The sequence below is a fragment of the Mesobacillus sp. MER 48 genome, from assembly GCF_023714225.1.
GTDB classification, from domain to species: domain Bacteria; phylum Bacillota; class Bacilli; order Bacillales; family Cytobacillaceae; genus Mesobacillus; species Mesobacillus oceanisediminis_A.
In genome coordinates this window covers 309,626-334,614 of sequence record NZ_JAMAUR010000003.1, presented here as the reverse complement: position 1 = coordinate 334,614, position 24,989 = coordinate 309,626, and the positions used below count along the sequence as shown (strand labels likewise).

Below are 24,989 nucleotides of genomic sequence, written 5' to 3'. Positions count from 1 at the left end.
GGTCATGAAAACCATCGCAGCCGTAATAGAAGAAATGCAAAAGGTTTGCTTGAACGTTGATGCAGAAGAGTATGCATCATCCGTCCAGCTTTTAAAAGAAGACCGCCGTTTCTTTTTTACAGGAGAAGGTCGGTCAGGATTTGTAGCCAAAGCCATTGCCATGAGGCTTATGCATAGCGGCAAGACGGTATATGTTGTCGGCGAAACTACAACTCCGGCAATTCAGGAGACTGATATTTTAGTAGTGCTTTCAGGATCTGGAAAAACCGCACAGGCGCTGAACATTTCTGAAAGCGCTCATCGAGCCGGTGCTACAGTATTTTTGATTACAACAAATGAGGAGGCACTCCAGCTTCCATTTATATCTGGCGGGGTAAGAATCCCGGCCGCAACGAAATATCGTCATGTGGATGAGCCGGAAACGATCCAGCCGCTTGGAAACCAGTTCGACCAGGCAGCCCATCTTATCTTGGATGCGGCGATTATCGACAGCCTTGCAGAAGGAAAGACGAACGAAGAATTAGTAAAGAAGCATTCCAATTTGGAATAGGGGGGATAAGGAATGTCTACAGTAACCATTCCACATCAAGAAGCGCAAGAGCTAGCTGTAAAAAAGCTTAGCGAAGCTGGCCTGAACAAGGAACAAGCAGAAAAAGTGGCTGAAGTCCTTGTCCATGCCGACCTTAGAAATGTCAATTCACATGGTGTCTTGCGTACTGAACATTATGTGAACCGCCTGAATGCTGGCGGCATAAATCCAAATGCAGACATCAAATTCAACCAGACTGGCCCAGTAACAGGCGTAGTCGATGGTGATGATGGTTTTGGTCATGTGATCGCAGATGTTGCGATGAAACAGGCAATAGCAATGGCGAAGGAAAATGGCATCGGAATGGTGACCGCCATCAACAGCAGCCACTGCGGCGCCCTGAGCTATTTTGTCCAGGAAGCGGCAGAACAGAACCTGATTGGCATTGCGATGACCCACACAGATAAAATCGTCGTACCGTTCGGCGGCAGGGAGGCCTTCTTGGGCACAAACCCTATTGCATACGGAGTTCCGGCCAAAACTAGTAAGCCTTTTATTCTCGATATGGCTACTTCCAATGTAGCGTTGGGCAAAATCCTTCAATACAAGGAAGAAGGCAAAGAGATTCCTCCTGGCTGGGGAGTCGACGAGAATGGGGAAACCGTTACGGATCCAGCCAAGGTAGTCGCACTTCAAACATTTGGCGGCCCTAAGGGTTATGGGCTGTCCATGATTGTAGACATCTTCTCCGGATTGCTTGCAGGCGCGGCATTCGGACCTCATATCTCCAAGATGTACGGCGATCTGGACAAAAAGCGGAAGCTTGGCCATTATTTCTGCGCCATCAATCCGGCATTCTTTACCGATGCGGATGCATTCCTGGAGAACATGGACCAGATGATGGCAGAAATTCGCCAGGCACCACCAGCACCTGGTTTCTCTCAAGTTTTCGTTCCTGGTGAGATTGAACAGATGAATGAGGAAAGAAACCTTGAAAAGGGGATTACCATTGCTTCTACTGTGTATCAATTTTTAAAAAAATAAATCATTGTAAACAAAGGGGAGGAAATAATTCATGAAAAAGGCAAAGTTTTTATCAGGTATTTTGGCGGCATCACTATTATTGACAGCTTGCGGTTCCGGGGATTCTGAGAAAGCCGGGGGAGAAAGCAAAGGGGAAGTCATCAAGTGGAAGTTTGGCCACCTTGCTGACGAAAATCATATCTGGCACAAAACAGCTTTGAAATTTGAAGAGCTTGTTGAGGAAAAGACAGATGGCGGCATCGATATCAGCATCTATCCAAACAACTCACTTGGAGGAGAAACAGACACAATCAACGCAATCCAATCTGGAACAGCTGACATGGTTATTTCCGGTGAGACATTGCAAAACTGGGCTCCAAAAGCTGCATTGATGGCTGTTCCGTATGCATTCCGTGATCTGGATCATGTTAAGACAGTTGTCGAAGGCGAAATCGGTAAGGAAATCGAAGCTGAAATCACTGAAAAAGCTGGATTGACACCTTTGTACTATCACACACGTGCACCGCGTAACCTTACATCTAATAAAGAAATCAAATCACCTGAAGATCTGAAAGGCTTCAGCATGCGTGTACCAAACGTGCCATTGTTCCTGAAGGTTTGGGAAGCTGCAGGCGCTAAGCCGCAGGTAATGGACTTCAATGAAGTGTTCACAGGTCTTCAGCAAGGTGTAATCGATGGCCAGGAAAATCCGGTCGACCTGATCAAGAGCGGCGCATTATATGAAGTTCAAGACTATGTAAACCGTACTGAGCACGTTTACTCTTGGATCTACATCCTTGTTGGCAACAAGCAGTTCGACGCCCTGAATGACGACCAGAAGAAAGCTGTAAAAGAAGCTGCTGCTGAAGCACAAAAATATGGTGAAGAATTGTACGATAAAGAAATCGCTCAAATCGAAAAAGATCTTGAAGGTGAAGGCATGAAGTTTGTCGATGTTGACCAGGATGCATTCCGTGAAGCAATGATCCCGGCAATCAAGGCATCCTTGAAGCCAGAGCAATATGAACTATACGAAAAGATTCTTGAAACGAAGTAATTTAATGAAGGCACTGTCCGGCTATTCCAGTCGGCTGTGCCTTTCCTTTAAGAAAGGTGATGAAACCATGAAAATACGTAAATGGCTAGATATGCTGTTGGCATTTTTGACTGTGATCAGCTTTACCGGTGTCATTGTTGTCGTGATGGTTCAAATCATGTCCCGTTATCTGCCTTATACTGCAATCTGGACAGAGGAACTGACACGATATTTATTCATTTATGCCATTTGCTTTGGCGCACCGCTGGCATTGCTTCGTGGAGAATATATCAATGTCGATATGATTTTTGCGAAGATGTCACATAATTTCAGGCGTTTTTACGAAATTGCAATCTATGCAGTATTAATGGTTCTATTCGGTGTCATGGTCAAGACTGGATATGACTTCACTCTGGTCGGGACCCAAATGTCAGCGACGATGCCGTTCAAAATGTCTGCAATACATGCAGCAATCTTGATTATGTCCTTGCTATTAGCGTTTTATTCTATTGTTAAAATCGTTAAGTTGATTCGTAACGAAGAAGACTTCAAGTCAGACATTGATGGAGGCGAAATTTAATGGCGGCCTTACTGTTCATATCTTTTATTATCCTTATCTTTTTAGGAGTGCCGGTTGCTTTTAGCCTCGGTTTGTCATCCTTGTTTTATTTGTTCCTGGCGGATATTCCTCTAACAATCATTCCTCAAAAAATGTTTGCAGGGCTGAATTCCTTTGTGCTGCTTTGTATTCCTGGTTTTATCCTTGCTGGTAACCTGATGAACGCTGGAGGGATCACGGACAGGATCATCAAGTTTGCGAATAACCTTTTCGGACATATCCGCGGTGGACTAGGACTTGCCAATGTTGGATCTTCCATGGGATTTGCCGGAATCTCCGGAACTGCGCTAGCGGATACGGCAAGTATTGGTGCCATTCTGATTCCGGCAATGAAAAAGGAAGGCTATGGAGCTGGATTTTCCGCGGCCGTAACTGCATCATCTTCGACTGTTGGACCTATCATTCCACCGTCACTGCCAATGATCATTGTTGGTACGCTTGCATCTATTTCAATCGGTGATTTGTTTTTAGCAGGGGCAGTTCCTGGAATATTGCTTGGACTTGGTTTAATGATACCTACTTATATTATTTCGGTTAAGCGGAACTACCCAAAGGGTGAAAGGAAATCGTTGAAAGTCATTTTTGAAAGCTTCATGGGCTCATTCTGGGCACTGTTCATGACGATCATTATCCTCTGGGGCATCCTTGGCGGTTATTTCACACCAACTGAAGCTTCCATTATTGCGGTTATCTACGCTCTAGTGATCGGTATTTTTGTTTATAAAGAGTTGCCAATTAAAAAGATTCCGGAGATCATGCTTTCTTCAATGACATCTACAGCATCCATCATGCTTTTAGTAGGATTTGCGAACCTGTTTGGCTGGATCATGGTCAGTGAGCAGATTCCACAATTAGTCGCAGATGCCATTCTCGGAATCTCTGAAAATCCTATTGTCGTAATCTTATTGATCAACCTGTTGCTGTTATTCGTTGGAACATTCATGGAGACGATCGCTGCGCTTGTTATCCTTTTCCCTGTACTGATGCCTGTCGCTGCACAGGTTGGAATGGACCCTGTCCAGTTCGGAGTCATGATGGTTCTTAACCTGGTCATCGGCCTTGTTACACCGCCAGTGGGTGTGTGTTTGTTCGTTGCTTCTCAAATTGGTAAGGTTTCAATCGGGAAAGCTGCGAAAGAACTTATTCCATTCATTGGCGTCAGCCTGGTGGTATTGCTGCTTGTAGCATTTGTGCCTCAGGTCTCGCTTTATCTACCAAGTCTATTTGAATAGGTGGTTTTAAAAATGAAAGCAGTCCAAATTCCAGAAGCTATGGAACTCGTAATTCAGGATTTAGAACAACCTGTGATTAAAAATCCGGAAGATGTTCTTGTAAAAGTCAAGCGTGTTGGGATTTGCGGATCTGATATGCATATCTACCATGGCACCAATCCGCTTGCCACTTATCCGCGAATCCCTGGCCATGAGGTTGCCGGGGAAGTGGTTGAAGTTGGTTCTGGTGTGAAAGGTATGAAACCCGGGGACCATGTCGTGGTGGAACCGATCCGATATTGCGGCGAGTGCTATGCATGCCGCAAAGGACGTCCGAACGTCTGTCAATCTCTTTCGGTTTTCGGTGTCCACGAAGATGGTGGAATGCGCGAATTCTTTGTATTGCCGGAAAGACAGCTGCATGTCGTTGATGAAGAACTTGACTGGAATGAGGCTGTTTTAGCAGAGCCATTGACGATTGGCGCCCAGGCAGTCTGGCGCGGAGACGTCCAGGAATCGGATACAGTCTTGATCCAGGGATCAGGTCCGATCGGGATTTGCATCTTGAAAATGGCAAAGCTTCAAGGTGCAAAAGTCATCATGACAGACCTTGAAGAGGAAAGATTGGCATTCGCCAGGGAAAATGGAGCGGATGAAGTCATTAATGCTCGCGAGGCTTCTGTAGAAGAAAAGGTCATGGAGCTTACAGACGGAGAAGGTCCGAATGTCGTGATTGACGCTGTTTGCCTTCCTTCTACTTTTGAGCTTGGCGTGAAGGTTGTTTCCCCGGCAGGCACAGTGGTGGTACTTGGCTTTGATGAGCGTCCATCCCAGATTTCCCAGCTGCCGATCACGAAGAAGGAAGTAACAATCGTTGGTTCCCGTCTGCAGACGAACCAGTTTGGAAAAGTAGTCTCACTCCTTAACGAACGAAAGTTAAAGGGAAATGGTTTTATCACCCACCAGTTCCCATTAGAGCAGGTAAAAGAAGCATTCTCATTCGTAGAAAAAAATCCGGGTGAAGTCCGGAAAGCAGTTATTGTTTTTGAATAAGGAGTGATTGGATGAACTTGAAAATAGAAACCTTGAAGCAATTGGCTGAATCCAAAGTCGTCGCTGTTGTCCGCGGGAGCACGGCTGAGGAAGCGATTCAGATTTCCGAGGCCGCAATCGAAGGCGGCTTCAGGGCGATTGAACTTACTTATACAACACCTGACGTAGCAAAAGCATTCGAAGCACTGGCAGGAACAGAGGCGATTTTAGGGGCAGGTACGGTATTGGACCCTGAAACAGCACGGCATGCGATTTTGAGTGGCGCCAAATTTGTCGTCAGCCCGAATTTCAATAAAGAAATTGCCACCTTATGCAATAGATATTCCGTAGCCTATCTGCCAGGCTGCATGACCATCACGGAAATCGTGACAGCGGTGGAAAGCGGCTGTGACATCGTGAAGCTGTTCCCAGCAAACCGTTTTGACCCATCCTTCATTGGCGCGGTCAATGGCCCTCTTCCTCAGGTTCGTGTGATGCCAACCGGTGGTGTCAACCTGGACAATGTCATGCACTGGCTCAGTGCAGGTGCGGTCGCAGCTGGAATTGGCAGCGATTTGAACAAAGCATATCGTTCTTCTGGCAAAGATGGAGTCAGGGAGCTATGCAGTAATTACATCAATGCTGTAACAGGAGGGAAAGCATAATGAATATTACGTTTCGCTGGTATGGGCGTGATAATGATACAGTTACCCTCGATCACATTAGGCAGATTCCAGGTGTGAAGGGCATTGTCTGGGCCTTGCACGAAAAGCCGGTCGGTGAGGTGTGGGAAAAAGAAGAAGTCAAGGCGGAAATGGAGTATATTCAATCATTCGGCTTCCATGGCGATGTGGTTGAAAGTGTCAACATCCATGAAGCCATCAAATTGGGGAACGAAGACCGTGACCGGTACATCGAGAACTACAAGCAGACAATCAGAAATCTGGGCGAAGTTGGCGTAAAGGTTATTTGCTACAATTTCATGCCGATCTTTGACTGGACACGCACAGAGATGTTCAAAGAACTGCCTGATGGCTCAACTGCTTTATTTTTCGAAAAAGCAAAAGTGGAAAACCGCGATCCGCAGGAGTTAATCGATACGGTTGCTTCAGCATCCGATTTAACATTGCCAGGCTGGGAGCCGGAAAAAATGGCTCGAATCAAGGAATTATTCGCGGCTTATGAAAATGTAACAGAGGAAGAGTTGTGGGAAAACCTTGGTTACTTCCTGAATGAGATTCTCCCGGTTGCAGAAGAGGCTGGGATCAAAATGGCCATACACCCGGATGATCCGCCATGGACGATCTTTGGACTGCCGCGCATCATGACTGGAAGGGAGAGTCTGGAGAAGCTTCTATCAATCTCTGATTCTCCGTCAAATGGAATTACCTTCTGTACAGGTTCCCTTGGGGCTAGCCCGAAAAATGATATGGTAGCCCTTGCAGCTGAATTCGCGCATAAATCACCATTTGCGCACATTCGTAATGTGAAAATCTTCGAAAATGGCGATTTTATCGAGACATCGCATTTAACAACAGATGGTTCAATCAACATCAAAGGCGTTGTAAAAGAGCTATCTGATATCCAGTATGAGGGATATGTCCGTCCGGACCATGGCCGACACCTCTGGGGAGAGGTTTGCAGGCCAGGATACGGATTATACGACAGAGCGCTTGGCATCATGTATCTTCTTGGGTTGTGGGATGCATACCAGGCTTCAAAATAGGAGGGATACGATGTTTCCAATCCATGAAAACTTAAAGGGGAAAACAGCGGTTATCACCGGAGGGAGCGGAGTGCTTTGCTCGGAGATGGCCCGTGAGCTTTCAAGGCATGGCGTCAATGTCGCCATTTTGAACCGAACTGCGGAAAAAGGCGAAGCGATCGCAGGGGAGATCAATTCGTCTGGAGGTTCGGCCATTGCGGTAGCCGCAGATGTGCTGGACCAAAATTCTCTTGAAGCAGCTAAAGCTACGGTTGTCGAGGCCTTTGGACGCGTCGATATCTTGATCAATGGAGCGGGCGGAAATCATCCTGATGCGATTACGGCAGTGGAGACATACGAAGAGGAATCAACAGAGAAATCCTTTTTCGATATGGATGCTTCCGGATTCTCTAATGTGTTTGACACCAACTTCATCGGGACCTTTTTAACATGCCAGGTGTTTGGCAAAGAGTTGTTGAAGCAGGATGCTCCTGTGATCATCAATGTGTCATCAATGAGCGCCTATTCACCGATGACGAAGGTGCCTGCCTACAGTGCAGCCAAATCAGCGATCAATAACTTCACGATGTGGATGGCGGTCCATTTTGCAGAAACCGGCTTGCGTGTGAACGCGATTGCTCCAGGGTTCTTCCTGACATCGCAAAACCGTAATCTTTTACTGAAAGAAGACGGCACGCATACCGATCGTTCCAAGAAAATCATCGCCCATACGCCAATGAAGCGATTCGGCCAGCCGAAGGATTTGCTCGGTGCGCTTCTCTGGCTGACAGATGAAGAATACTCCGGATTTGTGACCGGCGTGACTGTGCCTGTTGATGGCGGATTTATGGCTTATTCAGGAGTTTAATTATTTAGTGGCATCCACCGGACACCTTCCAGTGGATGTTTGCTATTTTAGGAGGCAGCGATGAAGATTCAGCTTGCACTAGACCGATTAACAAAGGAACAGTGTTTTACGATTTTGGCAGAGACGGCAGAAAATATCGATTGGATTGAAGTGGGCACAGGTGTGATCAAAGAATATGGGATGGCCATCATTCGGGAAATCAGAGAGGCTTATCCTCATAAAACAATTGTAGCCGACATGAAAACCTGTGATGCAGGCCGGCACGAGGCAAAGCAAGTGTTTGAAGCAGGTGCAGATATCATGACGGTGATGGCTTTTTCCCATAACAAGACGATTGAAGAAACGCTGGTGGTGGCTCAGCAGTTTGGTAAAAGGGTTATGATCGATTTACTGGGCGTGGATTCCAAAGACAGGACTGAAGAACTGCAAGGATTGGGCGTGGATTTATTTTGCCTTCATATAGGTAAGGACATGCAAAAGGAAGGCTCGCTAGCTGATTCTTCACTGAACCGACTCGTAGAAAAAATGGAAGGTGTGGAAGTCGCCATCGCCGGCGGGATTTCAGAGAAAACCATTGGTCTGCTTGGAGGAATTGATATTGCCATCGTCGGGAACGCGATTACCGGGAGCAGTGATCCGGAGGAAGCAAGCAGAAGGTTGAGAAGTAAGACAAGGGGACGATTGTAATTCGTCCCCTTGCTTTTAGTTCCGTTCAATATAGCTATCTTTTTTAATGATTTCGAGTTCAACTTCTGTCATATGGAAATACTCAGCCAGTTCTTTTTCATTTGTTTGCGGAGGAAATGTCCGCCTTTTTAGATGGCCGAACTTTCTCCTGTTATAAGAACTCCACCAGCTCAAGGCAGCAGCACTTGTGATGACCACCAGGAAGGTGATGAGCAGGATAGAGTTTGCATTGTCCAGGTTTAATTCAAGAAAGGTGAAATCGAGATTTCGGTCAAAATGGGAGCTGAAGTTATACAAGAACAAGATGAGAAAGAGCCAGCCGAAAAAGGTGAAAAACAGGTCGATGATTTTTCGCGGTTTCGACTGTTTGCTGTTGATGATCATGTTTTCTCCTTATAGATGGAGTCCGCGGTCAGGACTCTCCCAGGTTGCGAATTGGTTTTTATTTTTCCTGAGGATCTTTAATCCTCTAGGGAGCGCTCTGATGACAAGCAGGGCATTGATATGCCAGTAAAGGATTGGGTACCAGATTCCCCATAGCATGTATTTCAGGATCCCTTTTTCATACTTCCTCTCAATATAGAGGGCGACCAGGAATTGCAGCAGACAAATAATAGATAGGTAGTTTCCTATCCATAATGTCGGCAGGATGAATTCCTGATGGAATATATAGTTGTACAGCATTATTAACAGAGAGATAAACCAGGTGATCGACCAAACCACGCTAAGAACCTGCTCGATATAGACAGGGTATAATCTGCGCTGGCGCCAGTCGAGAAAGATATCCATATGGCGCAGGATGACTTCGATACCGCCCTGTGTCCATCGCAAACGCTGCTTCCAGATTCCCCTCAAAGTTTCGGGAACGAGCATCCAGCAAAGTGCCTTTGGTTCGTACCGTACGTCCCAGAATCTTCTTTGCAGCTTCCAGGTAATCCCGATATCGTCAGTGATTAGGTCGGTATCCCACATCCCCGCGTCCAGCAGGGCTTTTTTACGAAAAACAACAAACACTCCGGAAACCGTCATCACTTTCCCGAGCACTCTTTGAGTCCTTTTTATCAGGCCAATAATGCTCGCGTATTCTACCAGCTGGATTTTCGCCAGTAGGCTTGTACGGTTGCGAATCCTGGGATTGCCTGTCACCGCACCGACTCTTTCCCCATTATTAGGTGTAATGAAATGGGGGACAATATAGTTTAACGCATCCTTATCGAGGATGGCGTCACTGTCGATCGTCGCGATGAGTTCACCTTTTGAAGCCAGCACGCCCTGTTTCAAGGCATTTGCTTTGCCCTTATTGTTTACGACATTGACTACACGCAGTTTTGGATACAGATTCAGCAACGACTTTAGTATTTCCATCGTACGGTCTTTGCTTCCATCATTGATGACGATTACTTCATAATTTGGATAATTGAGTTCTGATGCAAATTTCACTGTCTCCTCGATTGTCTGTTCCTCATTGAAGGCCGGAATCAGCAGAGAAACAAAGGGAAGGTCCTCCATATTGTATTGGAGAGGGATCTCCTGCTGCTCTTTTTTTACAAAATAAATTAAACTTCCCGTAATCCAAACAATTCCCATGACCAGAGGATAATAAAATAGAAACAATACTAAGAAGTTGATCAAATTTGCACCCGTCCTGTTAAAAATGTGAGTTGTAATAAGAAGATATTACTTTGTGGATGATAAAAATAGCAATCTATTTTTGTGGTTGAGTGTGTTGCCAAATTATGGGGGCGTAATCTTATTAATTTTAAAGAGAGGGGGGCAGATGATCCGAAACTGATTCGGTGTATTTGCGAAAAACTTTGTGAAATTTTAAAGTAAAAAAATGCCCAGCAACCATCACGGTTTGCTGGGCACTGCTTGATTAGTTTGCTACGTCGATAATACGACCTTCGACAGCAGGGCTGACTGTCTTGTTTTCTTGCTGGTTCACATATTCAGTGAAGATTTCCCAGTCAACGAAACCAGGTTCGCTTACACGTCCCTCACTATAAGCTTTTCCGAATACATCATATCCGTCTCCACCTTTAGCGGTGAAAGTGTTTGTTGCCACTGCGTATGTTTTAGTAAGGTCCAGACTTACATAGTTGACGCCATCTTCCTTCACTTCAACTGACTGGACACGCTGGCCAGCTGGAAGGGAGCTGTCGTAAGTGAATTTCAAGCCTGACACCTGCAGGAACCCTCCGAATGCTGTTGGGGCATCCTTGACACTATGCTCCAATGCTTCTTTGATTTCAGCACCAGTCAGTTGCATGATTCCTAAAGAGTTTCCGAATGGCATGACTTCAAGTACCTTTGCCATCGTAATATCTCCAGCATTAACGGAAGTTCGGATTCCGCCGCCGTTTTGGACCGCAATTACCGTATCAGGGTTGATTGTTTTCGCTTTTGCGAGCATTCCATCTGTGATCAGGTTTCCGAGATTCGTTTCAACTGTTCTAGCAGGAGGGTTTCCACCAATTAAATCGACAGTGGTTGTTCCGATTACTGTGTTTTTCATCTCGTCAACAGCCGGTTTATATTTTTCATTCAGAATCTGTGCTGCGATTTGATCATCTTGATAATTTTTCATATCCAACAATTCGCCAGCATATTCGATAACACGGCCATTTTTATTGAATTTAACATCCAGGGTACCAAGGAACTTGCCATACTCATTTGCCTGGACGATGACTGTTGGCTCTTTGCCGGCTTCTACTAAAATTGGCTCGTCCAACTTAACATGTGTATGACCGCCCACGATGACATCGATACCTTCTACTTCCTCAGCCAGTGTCAGGTCATTGTCACCGCCGCCGTCATTCAGACCGATATGAGTAAGAGCAATAATCTTATTGACGCCTTGTTTCTCAAATGATGTTACAGCGGCTTTTGCCTCATTGATATAGTCGGTGAATTCGACACCCTCTCCAGGACTTGAGATGTCTACCGTTTCAGCAGTCGTAAGTCCAAAGATGCCGATTTTCTCTCCATTTACCTCTTTTACGATGCCTTTATAGACTTCACCGTCATTTGCTTTAGAAGAGAATTCATTATTTGATAGTATATTCATACTTTCGTCATTATCAAAGTTAACGTTCGCGCTGATAAAAGGGAATTCCGCTCCTTTTACAAAGTTAGACAGAGTAGAAGTGCCTTGATCAAACTCATGATTTCCAAATGTCATGGCATCATAGCCCGCCAGATTCATGAACTCCAAATCTGCAAGTCCCTGGAACTCATTAAAATAGAGGGTTCCTGAAAAAACATCCCCGGCATCTAATAATAATGTATTGGCGTTCTCTTCACGAACTTGATTAATCGCCGAAATTCTTTTTGCAACTGAGTCCAAATGCGCATGCGTATCATTGGTATGCATGACTGTTAACTCGTAAGGCTTGCCAGGCTTCTTGCCCTTCATGTTCGCCGATGCTGCAGGAACAGCTATGGATGTCAAAAGAGCAGCGGATGCAGCTACTGATAAAAGTTTGCGGTAGAACTTGTTACGTTGATTCATTAACAGTTTCCTCCTCGTGATCATAAGTGATCTTGCTACTAAACTAGTTACCATGCCAAACATCTTAATTCTACCAAATTTATTTTCTTATAGAGTGAATTAAGTGAAAATTCATTAATTTAGTACTAAAGACCTAACTGAAAAGGATTGATTTAAGAAGTTATATCAAAAGGAATTAATAACTCTACATTGATAATAGATAAGCATTATCAATACTAACTCAATTTGGAGTTAACCTTGTTATAGATTACACCGATAAAAAATTGAAAGATTTGAAAAAGGGGATTCAAATATTATGGCGAATTATTTTGAAATATAGATAGATTACTGGAGGAAAATGATGAAAAAGAAGGGGAGACTTTTAACGTTAGGGATTATGCTGTCTTTAATTCTGAGCGGATGCTCTGATGGAATTCAAGAGGAAACTGTGGTCAAGGGCGAGAGCAAAGAGACAACAGTAATACGTACTGAAACGAGAATTGCCGTCAATAAGGACTTTATGCCAAACATGAACTTTGTGCCGCGGAGCAATATACCTACCCATATCGTATTGCATTTCATTAGCAATGCTGGGAATGATCCTGTTAACCCTTATGTGTATAAAGATATCAGAAAAATCTTTATTGATTACGATGTATCTCCTCATTACATGATCGGCCGTGATGGAGAAATATATCAATTATTGCCGGAAAACCGGGCTGCCCGTCATGCAGGCAAGGGGAATATGGAGGGATACTCCGAATACGAAGATCTATTAAATAAATACTCAATCGGTATTGAATTAATGGCCATTGGAACGGAAGAAGAAATGCAACAGATGATGTCTTCAGAGCATTACAGAAAAATCCCTTCAGAACTTATCGGCTACACAGAAGCACAGTATCAAGCTCTTAATCTCCTGATAGATGATATAATGGCGAGGAATTCAATGATAAAAAGAGATAGAAACCATATTATCGGTCATGACGAATACGCGCCTGAACGAAAAACAGACCCTGGCAGTTTGTTTGAATGGGAAAAGATTGTGTTGAGTGGGGAGTAGCCTTTATGGCTGCTCTTTTTTTTATATTGGATATATTAACTATGAAAATTATGGAACTCATAGATTACTTCCTATACACGTTATTTTTCTCGGAATTTGGGTAAATAGTAACTAACAACCAAACCCAAACAGAAAGCAGGGATTGATGATGAAAAATGACAAGAACTCGAACTCTTATAAACAGGAAATGAACTTGAATATGTATATGGACGCCATTCATGATACTGATAATACTGAACTGATTCTTATGCGTGAAAAGACAAGGTATACGGACGGGGCAAACAAAATCATTCAAAAGGTTCAGAATGAATTCCTTGAGAAAAGAAGGACAGAGGAAATCGACCTTGCTTTAGCAAACAAGGATAAAGAGAGATTCATGGAATTGACTTCGGAAAATTGGAAGGATGCTTTATAAGGTGAAATGGACTAGTAGTTGGATTATATAGAAAGCCTGAAGCCTAAGGGGAATCACCGGTTTCAGGCTTTTTTTCGAGGAAAATGGCTAAGCGCCAGCGTTTATATGAAATTATGAACTGGAAAAAAACGCCCGTAATTTCCAGTTCGCCAATATAATTTGATTTTCGCCAATAAGTGAGTGAAAATCGCCAATAAAATCGGGAAATCGCCAATAAATTTTTATTTTCGCCAATAAAATGCCTTAATGTAGGATAAGAGCTTTAAACAGCAGGACAGCAACATGGATTAATCAACAACCTCTAATAATTGCTCCTTAAGCTTCTTTTTAGCACCGTTTCTCCACTGTTTGACCGCGGACACAGACACATTTTCCTTCGCAGCAATTTCTCTAACCGATAGGAATTCAACGCAAGTGTATACGACCCACTTTGTTTCTTTTTCGGTAAGATTCTCGCAGTAGCTGAGCAGAAATTCAATTTCAAGTGGTTGGTCTGCCTGTGTTTCTTCGACCGATTCCCAGTACTCCTCTTTTGGATGGATGCTTCTCTCTTCGAATCTGTTATTTCGGTTCATTTCGTTCAGGATTTGTCCTTTTACATAGGAATAGGCATAATTGGTGAACTCGCCCTTTTCAGGATCAAATGCTTCTGCTGCCTCCCAGAGTCCGACAAGTCCAATATGAAAGTAGTCTTCTTGATTTTTATAGATATTCAGTGAGCGGATAATTTTATGAATCATTGGTTCATATTGTTTTGCGAGTTGTTCAAAGCCTTCCATTTTGCAATCCTTTCGGGATCGCGCGCGTTCCATTGTATTCCCGGGTAGCTTTACCATACTCCTGGGCATGGTGCATACACCAATCGCGAAAAATGAGTTTTGGAAGGTAAAAAGGGAGAAATTGAAGAAAAAATGCTTCAAAATTGAATTTTCAAAGCCATTTTTGAAGTAGGCCCCAGTTTATTGCCATTATGAGGAACAGTTAATATTGAATTGTGAAATTTTTTAGTCAACGGCCTAAAAAATTTTTATGCCCTTTTTATCAACACGGATATAGGAATAAGGCTGTCGCTCCTCTTGGATATCAGCCAATAAACGAAAAAAACGGGCCTAATAACAGGACCGTCGAATATTTTATTATACTAATAAAATAAAAAATTAGCAATATTTCATAAGTACTAGACTCCATGACACATAAAAATACAGATTTACATTTAAATGCCAAGGTTAATATAATAATACCTATAGGGGTTCTATCCAACACCAAGACATAAACCCGCGTGACCCTGTTAACTGGACAGGAGGTTTTCATGTGAATAGTATAAAATAAAATCCCCAGGAATAAGTCATGCGGACGATCCTGAGGATAGGTGTTGGGTATGCCAACTCTGTTAGTATACCTTTTTTGTTGGAGAATGCAATACAATGGAGGGCCAAACAGTGAGCCTATTGGATGATTATAAGATTAATCAGGAAACAGTGTTGCTGACAGGAGAGTATAACGAATACGGAAAGCTGTGTACAAGAGTAATTGAAGGCGAGAACACCTTTCTCGTCAATATGAAGCCGATTGAAGTGATCAACAAAACGATGCTTGGGCTGGGGTCTGATTTCCATGCTGGCCGGAAAAGTGCCAGGGAGATCTTGGGAGATATCAATATGTGCCCGATAAAGGTAAACTGCAATCTTGGAATCTGGTTATTTCCAACAAAGTCATACAATCATGATTTTTGCATCTGGTTTTCTCTTGAACATGTCAAAAAAACGAAACCTATTGGAATCCGAAAAACGGAAGTATATCTAAGCTATAATCATACATTTGTAGTCAATATGAAGCAATCCACTTTCAATGATCGAAAGCAGAAAGCAAAGGACCTGAGAGAAGAAATGGTGAAAAATTCCCAGGGTGTGCTTACCTTCTGTGTTGAGCCTAAAAAGGGGCTGGTGATTTGTGAAGGGGAAGGTATTAACCGGTATAGAATAAACAAGTAAGATTGTAAAAGCATCCATTCTTTTGGGGTGGATGTTTTTTTATGCAGTCAGTGGTTTCGTTTGACCATTAAGATATATATATATAGGATATTAAAATTGCTTAACAATAAATGCTAGTTTATAAGTTGAAGTGGGCAAACAGAAATGAAAGGAAACGACCGAATTGGATGAACTATTATTTTATTTGGACTCTGCTATTGTGATGTGGTTTGTTACTCAAATCACATTTGGCTTTACAGTTCTTGTCCTTGGTAGTGTCATGATGGATTACTATGAATGGGGAACATATGAACAACCAGTAACAACATATCAGAAAACAGTTAATTTCATCATGGCGTTTTTAATCGGTGCAGGACCCTTCATTTATAAAAAACTTCTGAAATATCCCTGGTGGAAAAGAAAGCTGTATATGAACTGCTCATGTTGATTATTGGGCTGTTTATTGAAATACCAAATGAGTTATATAGGTGAAAAGAATATTAATCAAACGTTTGATTAAATTCCCGTTTCAAATTCTCAATGATGATTTAATCGATAATTGCCCGCGATAACTATACTTTTTACCAAAAAGATTGAAAGCGATTTCTGTGTCATATATACTGCAAGTAAGTTAATCATCGTGATGGAGTCGGGGAGAATCGCACAGAAAAATCCTTTTGCCGGGGCAGCTTCTGTAGGGGTTCTCCTTCTTTTCAATTGCGGAGGAAAGAAAGGAAGTATTAACGGATTACATACTCTATGATGAAACGGTGCTGTTGACGGGGCATACCATGGAAATGGGAAGCTGTACCCTTACTTTTTATGTGGAATCAAAAAAATGAATCAAGATGATCGAGGGAGAAGGATTAAGAGGTATACGCTGAAATATCATGTTCTTTTTGCCATCGATGCATGGCATTTGGATGATAGATTATACTGAGTCTGAAAATCAACCTGTTCATGTGGAACTGCATCCATACGAGGGATGGGTGGAAATGCTGGAAACGATTCCTGTAGTTATAGCTGAATAAAAAAGGTGAGTTTTCTAAGGGTAAAAACTTATAGTTACGCAGAAGCGGACTTTATAGTTGTTTGAAGTAAAGAAAAAGGAAGTGTTGTGTTATGAAGAGGAAATTCATAAAGTTTTTGATGGTCGCCTTTTTCATTCCGCTGCTGATCATTCAGGCTTATCCTTCTGAAGCCAGCGGGATCCCGACGAGTGCAGAAAAGGCGACGAAATTGAAACAAGAGGCTGCACAAATGATTGTTGTTACTCCATCGAAGAAATCAAAAACAACGGGTACCATGCAGCGTTATGAAAAAAAGAATGGAAAATGGAAAAAGGTCTCCTCTCCAATGGATGTGGTCATAGGGAAGAAAGGGACGGGGAAAATGAAAGAAGGGGATGCCAGGACGCCTGTGGGGACATTCCGCCTTGGCACAGCATTTGGCTGGGGAACTAAGCCAACAAAAACAAAGTATCCTTTTAAGAAAGCAACAAAGTACGACTACTGGATCGACGATGCAGAGTCAAAGGATTATAATAAATGGATCCTTTATAAAGGGAATCCCCATAAAAAGTGGAAGTCTTTTGAACGACTGAATCATCCATTATATAAATATGCGATCGTCATCCGTTATAATGAGGAACCGATCGTCAAAGGTGCTGGAAGTGCAATCTTCCTGCATGTGAAAACAAATAAAACCAAGTATACTCTCGGGTGCGTAGCAACAAGCGAAACAAACCTCATCAACACTCTTAAATGGCTAGATTCTAAGAAAAAACCGATCATCGTAATTAAATCTTAACAAGATTAGTTGTATCAATCTTTATTGTGAAAGTTTATCAAACATTTGATTATTCGTGGTCGAGCTTGAGAAATTTGCCTTAAGTAAAATCTGAATTTTATCAAAATGATTGAAAGCGATTACTATGTGAAGTATACTGCTATTACAAGTTAAATCGTGATGGAGTCAAGGAGAATCACACAGACAAATCCTATTTTATAGGGGAGATTTCTGTATGGGTTCTCTTTTTTGCGATAAAGGGGAGGATGGAGATGGAACAGTATATTTTATCTTTAGACCAGGGGACGACGAGTTCGAGGGCGATTTTGTTTAACAAGAAGGGGGAAATCGTCCACCTTGCACAAAAGGAGTTTACACAGCAATTTCCAAAGCCAGGCTGGGTAGAACACAATGCGAATGAGATTTGGGGTTCAATTTTGGCTGTAATTGCAAGTGTTCTTTCGGAATCGAATATAAAACCAGAACAAATAGCTGGAATCGGGATTACGAACCAGAGGGAAACGACGGTTGTCTGGGACAAAGAAACGGGCGTACCTGTCTATAATGCGATTGTCTGGCAATCTCGGCAGACGAGCGAGATTTGTGACGAGTTGAAAGCAGCAGGCCACAATGAACTTTTTCGCGAAAAAACAGGCCTCCTGATCGATGCTTATTTTTCAGGAACGAAAGTGAAATGGATTCTTGATCATGTGGATGGAGCGAGGGAGAAAGCGCAAGCTGGAAAGCTAATTTTCGGCACGATTGATACTTGGCTGATCTGGAAGCTTTCTGGAGGCCAAGCGCATGTGACGGACTACAGTAATGCCTCACGAACACTTATGTTCAATATCCATGAATTGAAGTGGGACGAAGAAATTCTCAATGTCCTCGGCGTTCCAGCGTCAATGCTGCCGGAGGTTTGGCCATCTTCTGAGGTATATGCCAAAACAGCACCATTTCATTTCTTCGGCAAGGAAATCCCGATAGCAGGGGCAGCGGGTGACCAGCAGGCTGCCTTGTTCGGGCAGGCATGCTTCGAGGAAGGCATGGGCAAAAATACGTACGGCACCGGCTGCTTCATGCTGATGAATACAGGCGAGAAAGCGGTGAAGTCCGAACATGGGCTTTTGACGACCATCGCCTGGGGCTTGAACGGCAAGGTGGAATACGCGCTTGAAGGAAGTATTTTTGTCGCTGGGTCGGCACTCCAATGGCTGCGTGATGGAATGAGGATGCTTAAAAACGCCAGTGATAGCGAGACGTATGCTGAAAAGGTTGAATCCACAGATGGAGTTTATGTGGTGCCTGCATTCGTTGGTCTCGGAACTCCATATTGGGACAGCGACGTCAGAGGTGCGGTATTCGGCTTGACCCGCGGAACGAGCAAGGAACACTTCGTCCGTGCCACCCTTGAGTCACTGGCCTATCAGACAAAGGATGTCTTGTCCGCAATGGAAGCCGATTCGGGTATCGAGCTGAAAACACTGCGCGTCGATGGTGGCGCGGTGAAGAACAACTTCCTGATGAACTTCCAGAGCGACATCCTCAATGTGCCTGTCGAAAGGCCGGTTGTCAACGAGACGACTGCCCTTGGAGCCGCATATCTGGCAGGTCTCGCGGTTGGATATTGGAGTGGCCAGCAGGAAATTGCTTCTCAGTGGGCCATTGACCGGAAGTTTGAACCAAAGATGTCTGAAGAAAATCGGGAGCATCTATACAGTGGCTGGAAAAAGGCAGTCAATGCGGCGATGGCGTTTAAATAAATGTTGCAAGAGTCTTCTAAGTGAAAATATAGCATAAAAAGAGACCAGGATACTCCGATTAGAGGTGTTGTTTCCTGGTCTCTTTTGTTTTTTTCGGATAGGCACAGTGTGTTCACTACCTTTTTATCTGTGGTAAAATATTTCTTATTTTATAAGTGTTATAAAAATGTGGAGTTTTAAAAAACTTAGGTGATGATATCCTACACATATTCGGCATATGTTTAATCCAAGCATGATGGAGTAGGAATTGATTCTACTTAAAAACGTTAAATAAGACGCTATCTTACTGCATAATTTTATAAAAAAATTGTATGACTCCCAGTAAATATAAATAAATATCTTACTGGGAGGGATTATTTATGGCAGTCTTGGTTACTGGCGGTGCGGGTTATATTGGCAGTCACACAGTATTAGAGCTTTTGAAGCGCGGAGAAGAAGTGGTGGTCATCGATCATTTGCTAAAAGGGCATAAAGAAGCCGTATTAAGTGAAGCTAAGTTTTTTGAAGGGGATATAAGGGATTCTGAATTCCTGGATCAGATCTTTATGGAAAATCAAATTGATGCTGTCATTCACTTTGCTGCAGATTCTCTTGTTGGCGAAAGTGTGAAAGACCCGCTTAAGTACTATGATAACAATGTCGGAGGAGCAATTTCACTTTTGAAGGCAATGACAAAACACAATGTAAAAAAAATTGTCTTCTCTTCCACGGCAGCGGTTTATGGGGAGCCAGACTTGATATCGATAAAGGAAACTATACCGGCAAACCCAACCAATCCTTATGGGGAAACGAAGTTGGCAATCGAAAAAATGCTTAAATGGGCTGAGCAGGCATATGGTATACAGCATGTTGTACTTAGATATTTTAATGTAGCCGGGGCAGATCTGGACCGCAAGCTTGGCGAAGATCACCAGCCAGAGACACACCTCATTCCGATCATTTTGCAGGTTGCACTCGGTAAACGTGAAAAAATCATGATATTCGGTGACGACTACGACACTCCGGATGGCACCTGCATTCGTGATTATATTCATGTAACGGACCTTGCAGATGCCCATATACTCGCTATCAAAAGATTGCGCGAGGACGAATCGAGCTCTATTTATAATCTGGGGAATGGCAACGGCTTCTCCGTAAGAGAAGTAATAGAGATTTCACGCCAGGTTACAGGCAAGGCGATTCCAGCTGAAGTTGCACCTAGACGTGAGGGAGACCCGGGTAGGCTAGTTGCCTCATCGGAAAAAGCAGCGAGAGAACTCGGTTGGGAGCCGAAATATTCTGCACTTGAAACGATGATTGAGAGTGCCTGGAAATGGTTTCAAAAGTATCCCGATGGCTATTGAATATAGGAGAATAAACTGTTCATGGAACTCTAGACCAGTACAGTGGCTAATAATAATCCAGCATATAAAAAAACGTGGCTAAGTCAGCCACGTTTTTGCTTATAATCTTTTAGCGCCAATGAATCTTGGCTTCCAATATGGATTGTTGATGCTTGCGATTGACACACCTTTTGAGGTTGCTGAGTGGATCATTTGGCCATTTCCAATGTAAATAGCTACATGGGTTACTTTTCTTCCACCGCTAGTTGCATAGAATAATAGGTCGCCAGGTTGGTATGATGTCACTTTGGTTCCGACATTATACATTTCCCCAGCTGTGCGTGGTAAATCTACTCCAGCCTTGCCGAATGAATAGTTTACTAGACCTGAACAGTCAAATCCGCTCGGATTGTTTCCTGCCCATTTATACTTCACGCCCAGATTGCTTTTGGCAACTGAGATAGCTTTTGATTTATAATCGCCAACAGGAGCGACAGATGCTTTTTTAACAGCTGTTTTCTTTACTGTTGCTTTAGTAGTTTTAGGAGCGATATATTTTGAGCTTACAAAACCAGTTTTCCCTTTTGATGAGATTTTCGCCCATCCTTTTGATTGGGAAGCAACTGTTACAAGTTGATTTTTTGATAGTTTGGTAACGACTTTTCCAGAAGTAGAGGGTTTATTGCGCATATTCAATGTGCCGGAATTGATTTTCACATAATAGCTTGTTCCAGCAGCAGATGCTTTATCCATAGACGGTGCGACAGTGGCTACTAAAGTGAAGAGTAACATGGATGCAAGAATTCTCTTTAACAAGTAGTTTTACCCCCGTTTGTTTTAAGTTAAACCTAGTATATAGCGAAAGGGGTTACAAACAAATAACGGGAAAATTACATTTATATTACAAATTCCGACAATAATTCCATGTAAGAATATAACGATAGATGAAAATTATATCGAATGATAAAGATTTTGGATAAAATAAACCGTTGTGGAAGCTCAGTTATTTAATATAGTTAATAGAGTTGGCCAGGATACCATTGACCTGGCCAGTTTCACAAAAGCATTTTATTTAAAAGAACGTACATAATCATCTGATAATTTCATGTAATGGATAATTTTCTTTAATTCTTCTTTCGCTTCTTTGGTAACTCCACTTTCATGTCTATTCGATATGGATGTCAGTAGACCGCTATCATTCGTCTTACCCGGAGTATAAGCATATTCATCTGTCACAAATGTTCCGGTTGGAGCATAAAAGCGAATACCGATTGTATTGGAGGTAGCATTGATTAAATCCGTGCCAAATATAACGTCTTTGCCAAGATCAAGACCCATTAAATTTGCGATAGTAGGATAGACGTCAATCAAGCCGCCTGCCGAGTTAATGGTTTTTCCTTTTTGATCTGGTATTTTTACAATGAATGGGACATTTAAATGATCTAATATGGGATGATATTCATAGCCAAGAAGTTCATTAATAAGTGTGGTATCTTTTTTGTTTTGGGTCTGGACACCCTGGTGGTCACCGTAAACGACAATTATTGAATTCTCATAAAGTCCAGAGTTTTTGAGTGCTTCAACGAGAATTCCAAATGAATAGTCAGCGTAACTGACAGATTTGATATAAGATCCGACAATTGACTCATTATACTCTTCAGGTAAAGCTGCTGTATATTGGCTTTTGATTTCAGGTAGATCGTAAGGATAATGGCTGGATAAAGCGATAATGTGAGCGTAGAATTTCTTATCTTTTAATTCCGCCAATTTTTCGACCGTCTTTTTATATAAAATTTCATCGGATACACCATAAGCTATAAAATCTTCTTTACCAAAATAGTCTTGATCAAAATATTTCTCAAAACCCAGTGCTTCATACATCTCTTTTCTGCTCCAAAAGGAAACCTCATTAGCATGGAAAGTCGCTGTAAAGTAACCAGCTTGTTTCAATTGCCTGGGCAAACTTGGTACAACCTTGCCAGCGACGGCAGTGGACATCGGTTCATTCCCAAGTGCAAATATTGAGCTGTTAACCAGGAATTCAGCATCAGATGTGTTGCCCTTGCCTACCTGAGTATAGAAGTTCGGAAAATAATACGATTCCTTGATCAGCCGATTCAAGTTAGGAGTGATTTCTACTCCTTCAATACGTTTGTTGAGCAAGAAGTTTTGGACGGACTCTAATTGTACTATGATTAAGTTCTTATTCTCTGCGATTCCTTTTAATTGTAAATTCGTGTTCAAGTGTGATGGCTTCTTGCTGGCAACCAACTCAGGAGTTATATCCCTTTCGCCCCTGAATATAGTGCCGGTTTCAGAGGAGATTTCCATTAATTGATAGGCAAAGAATCCTAATGTATTGTATTGGTTTATTTCACTGATTTGCTGCGAGGCTCTGAAAAAACTAATGGAAAGAAATATTATATTGATTGCTGCTAGTATAAGAACCAGTTTACTTCGGATTTGTAACATTGTTTGTGAAAGTTTTTTTGTATTCTTCCATAGTAAGAACATCAACAGTATATCTGAGAAAAACCATAAATATTTTGACTTGAATAATGCGTAGATACTAGTCCGGATATCACCAAGCTGGCCGGCTTGTGCCAGGGATTTATATGTAAAGATAGAATTGTAATAGTCAAAGTACATAACAGCTGTCAATAAAAAGAAAGAGCCGATTATGTTTAGAACTAAATAAAGGAACGGTTTTTTATTTAAAAAAGTAGTTAGTAAAAAGAATATTATTAAGAAGGAGACTTCAATTGCTGATCCGCTTGCATCCAGGGTGCCCAAAATCTCGAAGCGGGTATAGATTGATTTAATCCCAAGAGAAAATATAGTCAGGAGTGCTAGAAAAGAGAACTTTTTCACCTTATCACCTCCATATTCAGAAAATTACTTTATGGCAATCAGTGTAGACCAGGAATTGTTTAGTTAAACGATGAATGTTATTTGGTTCTGTTTAGGAATCTGAAGAATCTACATTATAAAAATTCTTAGCTAATAATAAAGCCCTACAGCCAATCTGCAGGGCTTAATTTCTTTTATTTAAGAAAATAGTCTCTGAATGAGCCAATACATTCCCAAAAGAATAATAACGATTGATCCGTATTTGATTATTTTGGAGGAAGCCTTCAGTCGGTGAAGATAGCTCAGCAATGGAAGTAAAAGCAGAACAATTACAAGCTGTACAACTTCAATTCCAATATTGAAACTTATTAATGCTGATGCAAGGTTTGCTTTAGACAGGTTCATTTCCTGCAGGATATTGGCAAATCCTAGCCCATGAATCAGCCCAAACAAAAAGGTTAATCCCCAACGGTGATTTACTTCCTTTTTAAAAATATTTTCAGCGGCTACATAAATAATGCTTAATGCAATGAAGGATTCTACAAATCTTGATGGCAGATCCATGATCCCTAATACCGCCAAACTTAAGGTAATACTGTGAGCCACCGTAAAGGATGTAACGATTAAAGCATATTGTTTGAACGTCTGTTTTTTTAACAGCAGTGCGAATAGGAACAAAAGATGATCATAGCCGGTTAAAATATGCGACATACCCAGTTGGAAAAATGATAACCAGGAAGAGGAGGTTTGTGCTTCAGGTTTTGTTTCTTGTGTAGGTGTAGATTGACTATTCTGTTCTCCTGATGCTTGTTGCTCTTGCTGATCCTCTGTAAGCAGAATGGTCCAGGATCGATTTTCCCCTTGCAATGCTGCCTGACTTGATTCTCCATTGAATGAAGCGGTGAGTAAATTAACATAGTTTGTATTCGAATCGTTTCCATAAAGTCCATCATCGATTGTGATGGTATCACCGGCTTGATACGGTGGATATTTTAAGGATAGTGTCAAAAATTCTTTATTGTCTTTTTTATTAATCTTAATATCAGTAAGTACTGGCTCTTGTTGTTCATTATTTTTATCAAGTATTACGCTATGAGTCAAAAACTCCACAAGATGGTCTTGATCCTCTGCAATTTCCTTTTCTTGAAGAATTTGATCCTTATTTTGATCAATATCCTCCTGAAGTTCAAGAATGGATAATGTGTCAATCGAGAATTCAAATTTTGTTTCCTGTTCATTAAACTCAATCGTTGTAAAGCTTGCACTGTAAGGATGGGCAGACGCCAGGGATGGGAAGGAGTTTATAGTGAAAATAAATAATAATAGGAAATAAAAAAATACTTTAATCTTATTCTTGCCGCTTGCTGCTTTCAATTTGTGTCCTCCCTGAAATGATCAAATAGTACAAACAACTTAATATAATCACATATTCCTATAGGTGTATAGAAGGTTACAAAAATTTTAGTAGGAAATTTTTGAAAATTATTTATTTCCAGTTATATCAATAGTCCTAAAAATTCTGTAAAATTAAATTGCTATTAAACTTACATAATAGAAAGGTTGTCGATGATCTTCTAGATTATTTTTTCGTTATTTTAGGAGTTTGGGGAAATCATAG

Annotated in this window: 24 protein-coding genes; 17 read left to right on the top strand and 7 right to left on the bottom strand. The window is 42.1% G+C overall.

Annotation, left to right across the window (positions count from 1 at the left end; all coding sequences use genetic code 11):
• Positions 1–4: 4 nt before the first annotated feature.
• The 10 genes from hxlB (at position 5) to hxlA (ending at position 8,710) form a co-directional block, all read left to right on the top strand.
• The gene (gene hxlB, locus M3593_RS13040; RefSeq protein WP_251543245.1) at positions 5–550 is read left to right on the top strand and encodes a 6-phospho-3-hexuloisomerase; all 546 of its coding nucleotides are present in this window, start codon (positions 5–7) and stop codon (positions 548–550) included.
• 12 nt (positions 551–562) lie between these two features.
• Positions 563–1,573 (top strand): ureidoglycolate dehydrogenase, encoded by a 1,011-nt coding sequence (allD, locus tag M3593_RS13035; protein WP_251543243.1) that lies wholly within the window; start codon positions 563–565, stop codon positions 1,571–1,573.
• A gap of 31 nt (positions 1,574–1,604) precedes the next feature.
• A complete protein-coding gene (locus tag M3593_RS13030) occupies positions 1,605–2,609 on the top strand; it encodes a TRAP transporter substrate-binding protein (protein WP_251543241.1) in 1,005 nt (334 codons plus the stop codon).
• 67 nt (positions 2,610–2,676) lie between these two features.
• Complete coding sequence (locus tag M3593_RS13025) at positions 2,677–3,168, top strand: TRAP transporter small permease (RefSeq protein ID WP_251543239.1); 492 nt, start codon at positions 2,677–2,679, stop codon at positions 3,166–3,168.
• Complete coding sequence (locus tag M3593_RS13020; RefSeq protein ID WP_251543236.1) at positions 3,168–4,439, top strand: TRAP transporter large permease; 1,272 nt, start codon at positions 3,168–3,170, stop codon at positions 4,437–4,439. The genes M3593_RS13025 and M3593_RS13020 overlap by 1 nt, the downstream gene beginning before the upstream one ends.
• A 12-nt stretch (positions 4,440–4,451) precedes the next feature.
• Positions 4,452–5,471, top strand: coding sequence for a zinc-binding alcohol dehydrogenase family protein (locus M3593_RS13015; protein ID WP_251543234.1), 1,020 nt, complete (start codon positions 4,452–4,454; stop codon positions 5,469–5,471).
• A gap of 11 nt (positions 5,472–5,482) precedes the next feature.
• On the top strand, positions 5,483–6,115 hold the full coding sequence (locus M3593_RS13010; protein ID WP_251543232.1) for a bifunctional 2-keto-4-hydroxyglutarate aldolase/2-keto-3-deoxy-6-phosphogluconate aldolase: 633 nt from the start codon (positions 5,483–5,485) through the stop codon (positions 6,113–6,115).
• Positions 6,115–7,176, top strand: a complete 1,062-nt coding sequence (gene uxuA / locus M3593_RS13005) for a mannonate dehydratase (RefSeq protein WP_251543230.1) — start codon at positions 6,115–6,117, stop codon at positions 7,174–7,176. Before M3593_RS13010 ends, uxuA begins: the two co-directional genes overlap by 1 nt.
• A gap of 10 nt (positions 7,177–7,186) precedes the next feature.
• Entirely contained in the window at positions 7,187–8,023 is an 837-nt protein-coding gene (locus M3593_RS13000; protein ID WP_251543229.1) for an SDR family oxidoreductase, read from the top strand.
• A gap of 60 nt (positions 8,024–8,083) precedes the next feature.
• On the top strand, positions 8,084–8,710 hold the full coding sequence (hxlA, locus tag M3593_RS12995) for a 3-hexulose-6-phosphate synthase (RefSeq protein ID WP_251543227.1): 627 nt from the start codon (positions 8,084–8,086) through the stop codon (positions 8,708–8,710).
• 15 nt (positions 8,711–8,725) lie between these two features.
• Here hxlA and pgaD read toward each other — a convergent pair whose 3' ends face one another.
• From pgaD to M3593_RS12980, 3 genes are all read right to left on the bottom strand, one after another.
• The gene (gene pgaD, locus M3593_RS12990; protein WP_251543225.1) at positions 8,726–9,094 is read right to left on the bottom strand and encodes a poly-beta-1,6-N-acetyl-D-glucosamine biosynthesis protein PgaD; all 369 of its coding nucleotides are present in this window, start codon (positions 9,092–9,094) and stop codon (positions 8,726–8,728) included.
• Between the two features lie 9 nt (positions 9,095–9,103).
• On the bottom strand, positions 9,104–10,342 hold the full coding sequence (gene pgaC / locus M3593_RS12985; RefSeq protein ID WP_251543223.1) for a poly-beta-1,6-N-acetyl-D-glucosamine synthase: 1,239 nt from the start codon (positions 10,340–10,342) through the stop codon (positions 9,104–9,106).
• Between the two features lie 244 nt (positions 10,343–10,586).
• A complete protein-coding gene (locus tag M3593_RS12980) occupies positions 10,587–12,221 on the bottom strand; it encodes a bifunctional metallophosphatase/5'-nucleotidase (protein ID WP_251543221.1) in 1,635 nt (544 codons plus the stop codon).
• 337 nt (positions 12,222–12,558) lie between these two features.
• Here M3593_RS12980 and M3593_RS12975 point away from each other — a divergent pair, with 337 nt between their 5' ends.
• The gene (locus tag M3593_RS12975) at positions 12,559–13,263 is read left to right on the top strand and encodes an N-acetylmuramoyl-L-alanine amidase (RefSeq protein ID WP_251543218.1); all 705 of its coding nucleotides are present in this window, start codon (positions 12,559–12,561) and stop codon (positions 13,261–13,263) included.
• Positions 13,264–13,408: 145 nt separating this feature from the next.
• A complete protein-coding gene (locus M3593_RS12970; protein ID WP_251543216.1) occupies positions 13,409–13,678 on the top strand; it encodes an IDEAL domain-containing protein in 270 nt (89 codons plus the stop codon).
• A gap of 287 nt (positions 13,679–13,965) precedes the next feature.
• Here the strand turns inward: M3593_RS12970 and M3593_RS12965 are convergent, their stop codons facing one another.
• Positions 13,966–14,514, bottom strand: coding sequence for a sigma-70 family RNA polymerase sigma factor (locus M3593_RS12965; RefSeq protein WP_353056092.1), 549 nt, complete (start codon positions 14,512–14,514; stop codon positions 13,966–13,968).
• Between the two features lie 603 nt (positions 14,515–15,117).
• On the opposite strand from M3593_RS12965, the gene M3593_RS12960 reads away from it, so the two are divergent.
• The 5 genes from M3593_RS12960 to galE all read left to right on the top strand — a co-directional run bounded on the left by M3593_RS12960 (position 15,118) and on the right by galE (position 20,542).
• Complete coding sequence (locus tag M3593_RS12960; protein ID WP_251543214.1) at positions 15,118–15,669, top strand: competence protein ComK; 552 nt, start codon at positions 15,118–15,120, stop codon at positions 15,667–15,669.
• Positions 15,670–15,832: 163 nt separating this feature from the next.
• Entirely contained in the window at positions 15,833–16,096 is a 264-nt protein-coding gene (locus tag M3593_RS12955; protein ID WP_251543213.1) for a hypothetical protein, read from the top strand.
• 674 nt (positions 16,097–16,770) lie between these two features.
• On the top strand, positions 16,771–17,457 hold the full coding sequence (locus M3593_RS12950) for a L,D-transpeptidase family protein (protein WP_251543211.1): 687 nt from the start codon (positions 16,771–16,773) through the stop codon (positions 17,455–17,457).
• 251 nt (positions 17,458–17,708) lie between these two features.
• On the top strand, positions 17,709–19,199 hold the full coding sequence (glpK, locus tag M3593_RS12945) for a glycerol kinase GlpK (RefSeq protein WP_251543208.1): 1,491 nt from the start codon (positions 17,709–17,711) through the stop codon (positions 19,197–19,199).
• Positions 19,200–19,558: 359 nt separating this feature from the next.
• The gene (galE, locus tag M3593_RS12940; RefSeq protein WP_251543207.1) at positions 19,559–20,542 is read left to right on the top strand and encodes a UDP-glucose 4-epimerase GalE; all 984 of its coding nucleotides are present in this window, start codon (positions 19,559–19,561) and stop codon (positions 20,540–20,542) included.
• Between the two features lie 99 nt (positions 20,543–20,641).
• Here the strand turns inward: galE and M3593_RS12935 are convergent, their stop codons facing one another.
• The 3 genes from M3593_RS12935 to M3593_RS12925 all read right to left on the bottom strand — a co-directional run bounded on the left by M3593_RS12935 (position 20,642) and on the right by M3593_RS12925 (position 24,745).
• Positions 20,642–21,337, bottom strand: coding sequence for a C40 family peptidase (locus M3593_RS12935; protein WP_251543205.1), 696 nt, complete (start codon positions 21,335–21,337; stop codon positions 20,642–20,644).
• 252 nt (positions 21,338–21,589) lie between these two features.
• Positions 21,590–23,392, bottom strand: a complete 1,803-nt coding sequence (locus tag M3593_RS12930; protein WP_251543203.1) for an LTA synthase family protein — start codon at positions 23,390–23,392, stop codon at positions 21,590–21,592.
• 177 nt (positions 23,393–23,569) lie between these two features.
• A complete protein-coding gene (locus M3593_RS12925; protein WP_251543201.1) occupies positions 23,570–24,745 on the bottom strand; it encodes a HupE/UreJ family protein in 1,176 nt (391 codons plus the stop codon).
• Between the last annotated feature and the right edge of the window lie 244 nt (positions 24,746–24,989).